Annotated in this window: 10 protein-coding genes and 1 tRNA gene; 9 read left to right on the top strand and 2 right to left on the bottom strand. The window is 58.9% G+C overall.

Features of this window, described 5'->3' with window-relative positions; genetic code table 11:
- Positions 1–79: 79 nt before the first annotated feature.
- The 9 genes from Pan216_RS12495 (at position 80) to Pan216_RS12455 (ending at position 8,370) form a co-directional block, all read left to right on the top strand.
- The gene (locus Pan216_RS12495; RefSeq protein ID WP_419193587.1) at positions 80–673 is read left to right on the top strand and encodes an OmpH/Skp family outer membrane protein; all 594 of its coding nucleotides are present in this window, start codon (positions 80–82) and stop codon (positions 671–673) included.
- An 83-nt stretch (positions 674–756) separates the two neighbouring features.
- The gene (lpxC, locus tag Pan216_RS12490; protein WP_419193586.1) at positions 757–2,145 is read left to right on the top strand and encodes a UDP-3-O-acyl-N-acetylglucosamine deacetylase; all 1,389 of its coding nucleotides are present in this window, start codon (positions 757–759) and stop codon (positions 2,143–2,145) included.
- 28 nt (positions 2,146–2,173) lie between these two features.
- Complete coding sequence (gene lpxA / locus Pan216_RS12485; protein ID WP_145258312.1) at positions 2,174–2,980, top strand: acyl-ACP--UDP-N-acetylglucosamine O-acyltransferase; 807 nt, start codon at positions 2,174–2,176, stop codon at positions 2,978–2,980.
- Entirely contained in the window at positions 2,977–3,990 is a 1,014-nt protein-coding gene (locus Pan216_RS12480; protein ID WP_145258311.1) for a Gfo/Idh/MocA family protein, read from the top strand. The genes lpxA and Pan216_RS12480 overlap by 4 nt, the downstream gene beginning before the upstream one ends.
- A gap of 78 nt (positions 3,991–4,068) precedes the next feature.
- Positions 4,069–4,142 (top strand) — tRNA-Glu (locus Pan216_RS12475).
- Positions 4,143–4,227: 85 nt separating this feature from the next.
- Positions 4,228–4,617, top strand: a complete 390-nt coding sequence (locus Pan216_RS12470; RefSeq protein ID WP_145258310.1) for a helix-turn-helix domain-containing protein — start codon at positions 4,228–4,230, stop codon at positions 4,615–4,617.
- Positions 4,614–5,303, top strand: coding sequence for an IS630 family transposase (locus Pan216_RS12465; RefSeq protein ID WP_145258309.1), 690 nt, complete (start codon positions 4,614–4,616; stop codon positions 5,301–5,303). The genes Pan216_RS12470 and Pan216_RS12465 overlap by 4 nt, the downstream gene beginning before the upstream one ends.
- 551 nt (positions 5,304–5,854) lie before the next feature.
- Positions 5,855–7,231, top strand: coding sequence for an HDOD domain-containing protein (locus Pan216_RS12460; protein ID WP_419193585.1), 1,377 nt, complete (start codon positions 5,855–5,857; stop codon positions 7,229–7,231).
- A 254-nt stretch (positions 7,232–7,485) separates the two neighbouring features.
- The gene (locus Pan216_RS12455) at positions 7,486–8,370 is read left to right on the top strand and encodes a multicopper oxidase domain-containing protein (RefSeq protein WP_419193584.1); all 885 of its coding nucleotides are present in this window, start codon (positions 7,486–7,488) and stop codon (positions 8,368–8,370) included.
- Between the two features lie 710 nt (positions 8,371–9,080).
- On the opposite strand, the gene Pan216_RS12450 is transcribed toward Pan216_RS12455, so the two are convergent.
- A complete protein-coding gene (locus tag Pan216_RS12450) occupies positions 9,081–9,803 on the bottom strand; it encodes a PaeR7I family type II restriction endonuclease (protein ID WP_145258306.1) in 723 nt (240 codons plus the stop codon).
- Positions 9,803–11,524 (bottom strand): Eco57I restriction-modification methylase domain-containing protein, encoded by a 1,722-nt coding sequence (locus tag Pan216_RS12445; RefSeq protein WP_145258305.1) that lies wholly within the window; start codon positions 11,522–11,524, stop codon positions 9,803–9,805. Before Pan216_RS12445 ends, Pan216_RS12450 begins: the two co-directional genes overlap by 1 nt.
- Positions 11,525–12,260: the final 736 nt, after the last annotated feature.

The raw sequence follows: 12,260 nt of genomic DNA, 5'->3' as shown, positions 1-12,260 counted from the left end.
ACCGGCAAGGTGGCCGGCGAGTTTCAAGGAAACATGGGTCGGTGGCCAACGGGCCGAAGTTGACGAGGAGTACTTATCCGTGAAGTGGAATCATCTGTGGGCGGGTGCGGCGATGGTCGCCGGTGCGGTATTCGTCGCGGGCACGATGATGCAGCCGGCTCAAGCTCAGCAGTTCCAGGGCATTCGCATCGCCGTCATCGACGTCAATCAGGTCTTCAAGGATTATGAGCACTACAAGGCTCTGACCGAGGACCTCAAGGGACAGATCCAGAATAAGGATCACGAGCTGCGCACGATCCAGCAAGAGATCCGGGCCATGGAATCGCAACTCGTCCAGCTCAAGGGTGCGGGCGACCGTGAAGGCATCGAACGTCAGCTCCACGAGAAGACCTTCGAATTCAAGAAGCTCGGCCAGAAGTATCAGCAGGAAATGGTCCTTCGCGAAGCGAGCGTCTACAGCACCTGCTACAAGGAAATGACCGACCTTCTGACCCGCTACTGCGATGAGCACGGGATTCACATCGTTCTTCGTCTCCGCGAGGAGTCCGAGAGCGAGAACCCGCAAATGGTCTTGCAGACGATTCAGCGTCAGGTCGTTCACCACCACAAGAACCTCGACCTGACCGGCGTCATCACTCAGGGCCTCAACGCTCAGTACGCTCAGGCCCGCTAAGCGTCCTCCGTAAACCACGCGTGGGAGCGGCGTTGGTGCCGCTCCTCCTCTCTCGAGAGCACCCCGTACCGAAGGATGAAGACGTGGTCGTAAAGCAGGTCAGCTCGTCCCTCGTGGACGCGGTCGCCACTTTCAACCACTCTCGCGGCAAGAAGTTCCCCGAGCAGCGCACGCTCGCCGGGGACGCGGAAGTCACCGGCATCGGCTTTGTCAGCGGTGCCGACGTGACCGTCCGCTTTCGGCCGGCGGAACCCGAATCCGGGATCATCTTCGTCCGGACCGATCTGCCAAATCATCCGCGGATCCCAGCTCATATTTCCCGAGTCGTCGAACGTCAGCGCCGGACCGCTCTGTCGGCCAACGGCGCGACCGTCGAAATGACCGAACATCTGCTTGCCGCCCTCGTGGGACTCGGCATCGACAACGCGATCGTGGAACTTGATGCCCCCGAGGCTCCGGGCGTCGACGGCTCGTCGAAGCCGTTCGTCGACGCGATCCTCGCCGCGGGAATCGTCCCGCAGGGAATTCCGCGTCGCCCCTTCGTCCTCTTCGAGTCGGCATCGGTAAAGGATGGTGACGCGCTGGTCGCCGCTCATCCCGGGCCGGAAGAGCACCTGGCGATCACGTTCAACCTCGACTACCCCGATCCGGCGATCGGCAAGCAAAGCCTCACGGTCACGATCACGCCCGAGTTCTTTCGGGACGAGATCGCCTCCGCCCGAACATTCATTCTGGAGCGAGAGATCGAGTTCCTGCGCTCCCAGGGGCTCGGCACTCGCTCGACCGCTCGCGACTTGCTCGTCTTTGGCGAGGACGGGACCCTCATCGACAACGAACTTCGCTATCCCGACGAGTGCGTCCGCCACAAGATCCTCGACGTGATCGGCGACTTGGCCCTCTTCGGTCGACGGTTGCACGGACACGTCCTGGCCCATCGCTCGGGTCATCGTCTCAACGCCGCGCTGGTGCGGGAAATCACCGAGCAGTCGCAGATCGAATACGAACGGCGACTGCTGACCGACGCGCCGGTCATGGACTCGTCCCAGATCGAACAGACGATCCCGCACCGTTTCCCGTTCATGCTCGTCGACCAAGTGCTTGAGCTATCGCCCAACCAGCACATCGTGGCGATCAAGAACGTGACGTACAACGAGCCCTTTTTCACGGGTCATTGGCCGGGCAAGAAGGTCATGCCGGGCGTCCTGATCATCGAATCGCTCGCCCAGGCGGCGGGAATCATGGTCATGCAGTGGCAGGGACGCGGCTACGGCATGGTCGTTTCCATGGACCACGTCAAACTGCGTCGTCCGGTCGTGCCCGGCGATCGGCTTTGGCTCGAATGCGTCGGCGTCCGCGTCAAGGACAAGACGGCGATCATCAAAACTACGGCTCGCGTGAATCGTCAGATCGCGGCCGAGGCGGAGATGCGATTCGTTCGGAACGATCAGTCCGACGAGCTGCTCTCCGCGTAGTCCTCGGCTAGCAAGAAAAGGAGTTCTCATGGCCGTTACCGTCCATTCCACCGCCATTGTCGATCCCCGCGCCGTCCTCGAGGACGACGTCGAGGTCGGTCCGTACTGCATCATCGACAAGGGGGCGGTCATCGGCGAGGGAACCCGTTTGATGGCCCATGTCGTCCTCTCCGGCGAAGTCGTGATGGGCTGCGGCAACACGGTCTACCCATTCGCCTCGATCGGAGCCGAACCCCAGGACTTGGGGTACAGCGACGAGCCCGCTCGGGTCGAGATCGGCCACAACAACGTCTTTCGCGAGCACGTCCAGATCCACCGCGGCTCGCACAAGGAAGATGGCACCACCCGCATCGGCTCGAACAACTTCGTCATGGCGGCAAGCCACATCGCCCACGACGTCCAGATGGGTTCGAACATCATGATGGCCAACGCCTGCATTCTCGGCGGCCACGTTCACGTGAAGGACTACGCGATTCTCTCGGGGCTGGTCGGCGTTCATCAGTTCGCCACCATCGGCTCCTACTCCTTCATCGGCGGCTGTAGCCGAATCCCGACCGACGTGCCTCCCTACATGATGGTCGAGGGCAACCCGGCCGAGGTGCGCTGCGTCAACCTCGTCGGCCTGCGACGTCGCGGCTTCAGCAATCACGAGATCAAGAGCCTCACCGAGGCGCACCGGCTCCTCTTCCGCGTCCGCATGCAGTCGATAAAAGCGCGGGCGATCCTGGAAGATCACGACAACCTGACCGAGCCGGTCCTCAACCTCTTTGCGTTCGTCGAAGGGTTACGCGAAGGCCGCAACGGCCGCTCCAGGGAAAGGAAACGCGCAGCATGAGTCGCCTACGTACCGCCGTGGTCGGTGTCGGCCACATGGGTCGCCACCACGCCCGCATTCTCGGGGAGATGCCCGAGGCCGATCTGGTCGCCGTCGTCGATCACGACCTCGCTCGGGCCAAGGAGATCGCCGAACGCGCGGGTACCCAAGCCGTCGACGACGCCAGCAAGATCCTCAAGCATGTCGACGCCGTCGTCGTCGCCGTCCCGACCTCCTTCCACCATGCCGCGGCGAGCCCGTTTCTCAACGCCGGGATCGCGACCCTCGTCGAGAAACCGCTGGCCACCTCACTGCACGAATCGGCCGAACTGGTCAAGCTCGCGGAAGCCTCGGGCGCCGTGCTTCAGGTCGGTCACAGCGAACGCTACAACCCCGCTTGGATCGCCGCGGAAGAGGACGGTTTCGAGCCGAATTTCCTCTCGGCGCAGCGCTTCAGTCGCTACCCCTTTCGTTCGATTGACGTCAGTGTCGTTCTCGACGTCATGATTCACGACATCGACCTGACGCTTTCGGTCTTGGGTTCGGAGATCGAGCGGGTGGAGGCGGTCGGCGGCTGCGTCGTCAGTCCGTCCGCCGATTGGGCCGACGTGTCCCTGCTCTTCACCAACGGTCGTCGGGCCCAACTCTCGGCCAGCCGCGTCGACACCGGTTCATCGCGAACGATGCGGATGTCGAACGAGTCGGGTTGGTACGAAGTCGATTTCGTCGCCCGTTCGACCAAGCACGTGCGGTACGACGGCAACGAGTCGCTCACCTCGGACATCTGCGCCTCGATGGGGCCGGAACAGCGCGAGGCGTGGTGGAACGGATCGGTGAAAACGACGTCGCGGCAACACGACACGGCAGCCGAACCGCTCCGGCTCGAACTGCGCGACTTCCTCTCGCGCGTCGAGAACGGCGGCGTGCCAAAGGTCAGTGGCCAAGCCGGTTACGCCGCGTTGGCGTTGGCGTTGCAGATCGACGATCAGATCAGCGAGGCCGGCAAGAGCCGCGTCCGCCGCGCGGCCTAACGGGGTCGATCTTGAGAAAAGTCCATCAAGTTAGGTTGACATTCGGCGTCCGATTCCAAGAATAGCGAATTCGATGTGGCCCCCTTCGTCTAGTGGCCCAGGACATCTGGTTCTCAGCCAGAAGATCACCGGTTCGAATCCGGTAGGGGGTACTTTCCTTGAATCCTTCCGAACGCTTGACTTAGCGTACCCCCTCCTCGTGGAGTGGCGCGGCGGAGAAGCTCCGAAAAACGGTACATGTACCGTTTTTCGCTGGCTCGGAGGCCGCGACTCTTTTGCCACGTACTACCAAAGGCCCACCGTCTTACCGGCTTCACAAAGCCCGTCGTTGCGCCGTTGTCACCATCAACGGAAAGAACCACTATCTCGGGCCCTTCGGGTCTGAGGAAAGCCACGAGAAATACGCTCGGATCATCGCGGAGTGGCGACGAACGAACTCTCCACCCGACTCCGCCGAAGCTCGACGGGCAGGCCGAAGCAAGACTAGTCGCCATGCGTCTGGGAGAGCCGCCCAAGGGATACGGCAAGTGGACGCTGCAACTGCTTGCCGATCAATTGGTTAAACTAGAGGTAGTGGAATCCATTTGTCCCGAGACCGTTCGCAAGACGCTAAAAAAAATCGCATGACCAAGCGTATGATCGACTATTGGGTGATCCCCCCCGAGAACGACGCTGAGTTCGTCGCTTGCATGGAGGAAGTCCTCGAAACCTATGAAAGACCCTACGATGCAGACCATCCGGTCATTTGCATGGACGAGCAACCGGTCCAGCTGATCAAAGAAACAAGGCAGCCGATTGAAGCTGCCAAGGACCATCCCAAGCGAGTCGATTACGAGTATGAACGAAACGGAACGGCGAGCATCTTCATGTTCAGCGAGCCGCTTTCAGGTTTTCGCCAAGCGACGGCCAGGTCGCAACGCACCAAGGTTGATTGGGCGCAAGAGGTCGCGCAACTGCTCGACACTCGCTACGCCGATTGCCAGCAAGTGACGCTGGTTCTCGACAACCTAAACACCCACACCAAGGGAGCGTTCTACGAGTTGTTTGAGCCTGCCGTGGCACGTGCCTATGTCAAGCGAATCACGTTCGTCTACACTCCGAAGCATGGGAGCTGGCTAAACGTCGCCGAATGCGAACTGAGCGCGATGACACGACAGTGTCTGACCGGTCGACGCGTCGGCGAACTCGACGAATTACGAGACGAAATCGGGGCTTGGTCCGACCAGACCAACCAGAAGCAGCGCGGCGTCGACTGCCAACTACAAATCGACGAAGCACGCACCAAACTGGCCCGACTCTACCCCAAAAATTAAGAATGGATGATGCACTAGTTTCCCGGTTGGGAACGTACGATCACTTCTCACTGGCTGACCAACAGCCAGTGCCACCCGAACTTTGGGATCTGACAAAGCACTGGGCTTCGTCTCAAGAGTCGGTTCTTGCCGTTCCCCTTCTCGGTCTCTCCCTGCAAACCACCGGCCTCCTCGACGTTCCATTGGCGTCGCGTCCTCGGCGTTCTGGCGGGCGGCTGCGTCTGCTTCGGAAGTTCACGCGTTCTTCTTGTGAGTCCCTCCTCCCAAGAAACGATCCGTCGGTGATGCCCCATCGCCGAAGTCGCCCCGGTTTCCATGAGGCCGTCGTCCTCCGGCAAACGCTGTAGTCACCCCGAGTAGGTAGCGTCCTCTCCTCTCCGCGGGGCAAGCGTCCAACGCCCCAAAGACGAGGGCCCTCGCGCGCGGTGACTAGGCAAAAAACAGTAGGGTAAGAATTCTGAATGATACTCGTTTGGCGCCACGCACCCCGCGAGCTACTGTTTCCGCAACACCGAGCCTCGGGCGAAGACGCATCCACGGAAGGAACGGAGATGCAGCGACCCCATGTGATCATCCTTTGCGGAAGCCTGGCAGCCACGGAACAATTCGTCGACGGTATTCCCGAAGATGAAATCGCGGTCGAAAGGGTCTTCAGCGCCGAGCAACTTCACCGCTCCATGTCGGAAGTCGCCATGGACGCGGTCGTGGTCGAGGAAAAACTGGAGGGCTTCTTCAGCGGCATCGACATCCTGGAGAAGATTCACCACGAACTGCTGCGGCCCGCGACCATCTTGCTCTCCCCGGACATCTCGCAGGTGAGGGATCGTGCCCAGCAAATCGGCGTTGATCGCGTTCTCCCGAGCAACACTTCCGGTTCGGTGATCGCCGAGACCATCCTGACACTCACTCATCCCAACGCCGACGGCGCCAAATTCATCAGCGACCGCGCCCGTCGCTTGGTCGGTTCGGTCTCCCTGCCCAACTCGCCGCCCAACATCCTTCTCCGCTTCGCCCCCCGTCTGCTCTCCGAGGAAGAGATCTCGATCGCGGAGTTGACCGAGACCATCTCCGTCGATCCCTCGATCGCCGCCCAATTGCTTTCGCTCGTCAACAGTCCGGCGATGGGACTCTCGGTCCGCGTCTCCAGCTTGTTTGACGCGATCAACCTCCTGGGCACGCGCGCGACGCTCGCGTTGATTCTCTCCTGTCGGGCCCACGACTCCTTTCTCCAATTTGGCAGAAAGATCTCCGACAGCATGCGATCCTGGCATCAACGGCGCTCGGTGATGGTCGCCTGCATCGCCTCGGCATTCGTGAAGCGTCTGGGCAACGTGTCACCCGAGACCGCCTACCTGCTCGGATTGCTTCAGGAGTTGGGGATCCTCGTGTTGGTGGAGGCGTGCGGCGCGACTTACGAGTCGATGCTGGGGCGATTCCGTCACACGGGACATCTTCGACTCGAGAGCCTGGAACGAGGCTACTTGCGTGGGCTGACCCATGCCGACGTCGGCGCGGCCTTGCTCGAGAACTGGTGCCTCCCCGTTCCTATCCTCCGGTTGGTCGCGAATCATCACGACGATTCGGGACAAGCCGACCACTGGTCAGACGGAAATCGGCAGTTCCTCGCGGCGATGCGTTCGGCCGAGGCGTTCGTCGACTTGGCCGATGGGCACGTCGAAACTCGCCACAACCGATTCCGGCGGGCCATGGAGGCCTTTGGACGCACCAACCGCGACGACATCCTCTCCGCCCTCAACGAAGGGATCGCCAACACCGTTGTCGCCTCGGAACTCTTTCGAGCCCCCAAACCCTCGCAAACAAAGATGCGGCAGACGCTGGATCAGCTCAACACGATTCTCGCCAGTTCCCCCACCGCCGCGGACAGCGAAAGCGAATCGCCCACGAGCGAGCCAGCGATTCCGGGCTAGGTCGCTATCTGGGCCGAAACCAGGCGTCGATCGACTCGCACGGGAAGCGGCCCGGACAGCGTCGTTCACCCTCTCCGATTCCGAACCCCTCGAACCGTCAACGACGGGTGCACCAACTTCACATTCTCTTCACTTCCTCCTTTCTTTTCACACGCCGGATGTCCAACCTAGCTCCAGGGCGCCCTCCCACATTGCCTAAACATCACAATCCGAACGGTTTGATCGTCTAGCCATCGATGGAGATCGAGACAGCCATGACACCGACGCCAACGACTCGATGTCGAATTCCGAACAATCGCCGCGGCCGCTCGCTCGCGCGAACGCTCACGCTCGAACCCTTGGCCGACCGGATCGTTCCGGCGATGGACCCCTTCCAGGAGCCGCCGATCCTCGCCGCGGTCGACGGAGTCCTCGATGTCACCCTGACCCAAGCAGTGGGCGAAGCGATGATCGGCGACACGCCCGCATCCAATGTTTGGATGTACAACGATCAGTTCGCCCCTCCCATTCTCCAAGTCAATCCTGGCGACACCCTCAACGTCAACATCGTCAACGAGCTCGAGCAACCGACCAACCTGCATCCGCACGGCGTCAACACCTCGCCACTGGGCAATGGCGACAACGTCCTGCTCAACATCGCGCCGGGAGAAACGTTCACCCAAAGTTTCGACATCCCTTCGTTTCATCCCGAAGGAACCTATTGGTACCACCCTCATCGCCACGGCTTCGTCAACGATCAGATCGGCCATGGGCTCTCGGGGATGTTGCTGATCGGACGCGGCGACGGCGGCATTCGTGAACTCGATGGTCTCGTCCAGAACCACCTCATCCTGAAGAACACCTGGGTCGTCGATGGCGAGGTGATGATTCCGCAAGACGGGGAGAACCACGACGACCAGATTTTCACCGTCAACGGCCAAGTCAATCCGGTCCTCACGATGAAGGCAGGCGAGTGGCGGGTCTTCAGGTCGTCGACACGAAGAAGGACCTCAACGCCTACGCGAAAGCCGAGAACCAAGCCGGTTGCTGTGCCCCACCCTCGGCCCTCGGCGAGCCCTCTTCACCGTTGGAGGTGGTCGACGGCGGCGACTGTTGTTCGCCCTCGGCCGCGACGCTGCACGAGGAGTTGGCCGAGCTGATCCGCAAGCACAACATCAACGACTTCGCCGCCAGCGTCCAGGTCAACGCGATCAAACCCTAGCAGTCCGTTGATCTATTCGCTGCCGGCTGCGAACGGTTCTTTTGACCAATCTCGGCGTTGAAAAACCTCGACGAATCTACGGATTCGCCTGCGTTTTTCCTCCTTGATCTTGGCCAATATGGCTCGTTCTCGCCTTGGCCCGCTTAAATCAACGGACTGCTAGCACTAGGACCAGTGCCTTGGGTGCCATGCCCACGCCTGCGTGGGCATGCGGAGAGGATCACGCCTGCGTGGGCATGCGGACAGGATGACGCTTTAGCCAACTAGGCCGGGCCTTGCCCCACCACCCATTCCGACCGCGAAGACCAGCATGCCGAAGGTATGCCAGATCATAGCCCAGTGTCGCGCTAGTGTACTGTGTCATCCAGAAGCGTATGTATTCGGTTGCGCAGAGTCACGGTAAACACAGGGTGAATTCCGAGATCTGCCATTCCCAACAAGCAATGTCGCGGGCGACGTAAATTCGTTCAACTCGCAAACACTACACTAGCGCACGCTGGGTCACGGGCTTCCACAGCTCACCTTGGTGACTATACCACCGCTTGGAGGTACCGACGAACCCTCGAAGGGCCTTGAGTTTCCCAACTGAACAAGATGGTGGGACCAAGACCCACCCTCCTTAACTCGGAAGCGGGCTCTCAGAGCCATTTAGGCAACCTCAGCTGCGACGCGGCCTGCCAGCTGTGTCGCAAACGTTCTCAGACTGGTCATAGTGTCCATTTCGGAGTAGACGCCGGACTTCCCACGTGGGCTCAATAATAATGCGGCCGCATCATAGAGGTTCTCTTGCATCATTTTGCGACATAGAATGTGATAGCGTTTGGCATACGAAGCCATTGCAAACTCCGGAAAGGCTGGAAAGTGCGGAGAACGGTCGCCTACAGGTTTCCTGGAACTTGGAGCGTCTTCGAGCAACATCATCCAGCCTACAAATGGACGAGGTTGGTCACCGAAGGCACCCTCGCGAAAAGCCGTCATCAAGTCGAGTGCTGTTCCGAGCGCCTCTTCAGTTCTATTGTTGAAGTTGTTCCCGAACGATCCGGCTTGGCTCTTGAACTCCAACGCCGCAACCAGGTGATCGTTGTGAATAACGAGCATGTCCCAAAGCTTGGTCGGCCGAAAGTACCCTGGGAGTGAAAGAACTCGTCGTTTAAGATAAATGCACTCCTCCGCGATTCCATTTCGCTGCACAATATCGGCAACGAACCCAACGAATCCGTCCATGTTCTTTCCAGAAGTCACCCCTGACCTCTGGCCTTGGTCGAACCTTCCTATCGCTTCCTGTTTGGCGGCACTTTCTTGTCGAGTATTCCAAAACGCAAGCACAGCATTCCGAACGTTCTCCTCAAAGTCGCCAAGATCAATCGACATCACACTAACTCCGCCGTAACTTCCCTGAACACTTGCTTTTCATTGTCGGTCATACCAAGCAACGTCGCCGTCAGCTCTCGGCAAGCACTCAAGTCGCCCTCCTTGATAGCATTTTTTAGCGATGTTTTTGCAACTCGTGGCACATCCTCCCAACGTGGCAAGCAGATTCTGCGAAGGTTCTGGGCTTGGAAACGAAAGCATCCACCTCGCATCGTTGTTGAGTAGAGCGAAACAAAGAGGAATGCGAGCCCAGCTCGCAAGATGGCTAACAACACCTCAAGATCCCACTCTTCCGAAGTTACGAAATAGAGATTGTGATGGGGATAGAGCCGACCGTCCTCTAATACGATCGACGCGTGGCCTTTGATGTCTGGTATCAATAGTTTTGGCGTAGATGCAAGGTTGGCATGTATCCGGTCAATTGTGCGGTACCAGTTTCTCGGTGATCTTTTTGCGACGTGGCGATTCACGAGATCAGCTTTTCTTTGTTCAAAGAAGCGCCTAAGCTTCGGATATGCACTCAGGTCAACTAGCTTCCCGGACTCTTCAAACGGGTTAACAATTCCGAGACCAGTCCAAGACACGCGGCCAGAATTTATATCCCGTGTCGTTGCCAAGGGAATCTTCCTCTCCTCTTCGACATCTAGCTCGTCGAATGGCCCGATAAACACCTTGTCCGCGCCTGTTGCAACGCCGATTCCTACTCGGCAGTAAGCGTTCTCGATTGTGGGGAAATCCCTTTCGAGACGGCGTACCAATGCTAGTTGTTCACAACTACTCAGCAGCCATGGAGATTCGCCATTCGCAAACCCGCTTGCCGTTCTAATTTGGGGGTTATGGGCCACCGGTGTAGCGTCTTCCAGAAGCTCCCGCGACAGGTCTTGCAAGACGTCCATGCTAAAGTCATCTTTGCTGACCACCTTCGTCACTCCCTCGGACTCGCGGGATATCACGGTAATCGCGGGATACGCCGTGACATCGCTGTGGAACGCGTCTTTCCCCGTCATGTCGATGTAATACTTCATGAAAAATCCCTCGGCCACCATTCGCCGTAGCGGCGCACCGTAGCGGTTCTTCATCCAGCGGTCAGAGCAAACAAAACCCAGTTGGCCATCGTCGGCGAGCAATGACAGTGATCGCTCTATGAACGGCACGTACAAGTCTGCTCGGTCGTAGATGGTGTGGTAGCGTCGCCTGTACTCACGGATGAGGGCGTCAGGTATCTTCTCAGTTCTAACGTATGGAGGGTTCCCGACTGCAAAGTCAAAAGAGCCAGGAATATCGATGAGAAGGAAATCACCTTGCTTTAACCAGCAGTCCGCGAGACGTGCTGCGGTGCTTTGAGGAAATGAAGACTTCAGGTTCTCGATTACTCGCTCGCGAGTGGTTTCATATGAGGCTTGATGTAGTTCAATGCCGAGTATGGCATTCTCTAGGTCATCGGGGTCCCGTTCGCCATTCTCTTGTGACCAAGCGTGCAACAGTCTTTCGATTGCACGAAGCAAGAAATCGCCATGCCCGAAAGACGGCTCGAGTAGCCGTCTCTTGTGCAGCCTCTTCGTAACCGAGTACCCAAGGATGTCCAGAACGAAGTCGACTACCTCGCGTCGAGTGAAAATGGCTCCTCGTTCTTCATTCCCACTGGAAGCCATGTCCTCTAACGCGTGGGAAATCGGGCACAGTCCTGGCAACGAAGCCTGGCGTAGCGATGGATTGTCCATTTGTTTTGGAGCCTTTTCCGGTCGAGAAGAGAAACTGCCTAGCTCTCAACGAAACGCAATGGACCGGCGTACGATCTGTTCTCGGTTCCGCCACAGTGTGCAAGGATTGGGAACGCAACTTGGCTAGTTTGGGCTTGACGGTTCAGTCTTGTGGGCCGCACGAGGATCCCCTGCCATTGACCAGCCGAATGCCCATTGCGGTTTCGATGGAGCTTATAATAGTATTCAAAGCCACCGCTATCACCCTGCAAAAGGTGTCATTCCAATGGAACTTGTGTCCGCTCTTATCCGCGTCGCCTCCGAAGCGATGTCGTTGCGACTTGCCAGTGCTCGCTCCTCCGGACTTCGTCTAGCAAACCGTAGTGATTAAACCGGCGTGGTGGAAATGCGAGGAAAATCATGTGGCTCTATTGTGAAACTGTGGGTCATGAAGAGGGGAGATCGCTCCTCGGCCGGCTGGCTCGTGTGGGATCCGGACGCCACCCAGGTGGCGTATCATTGCAGGGGCCCGGCGTCACCGAGCCAATCCGGCCTGGTTTTTCAGCCGATTCGGGCGTTGGCGTTCCAGGACCAAGCCAATTTTCCAGGCAAACGGCGAGGTGACGAAGTTTCGTCACCGCGCAAGAGAAGCCTCGAACACGAGTCACACCTTGCCGGTCGGACTCGCAGCCGACCTCCGACGCCACCCAGAGACATCAGGTTTCGGGTGGCGTTTCCATCTCCCATGTCCCTGGCG

The organism is Kolteria novifilia, from assembly GCA_007748055.1.
Classification (GTDB): domain Bacteria; phylum Planctomycetota; class Planctomycetia; order Kolteriales; family Kolteriaceae; genus Kolteria; species Kolteria novifilia.
Note: the sequence above shows the minus strand (reverse complement) of the source record. Positions and strands in the feature narration are given on the sequence as shown.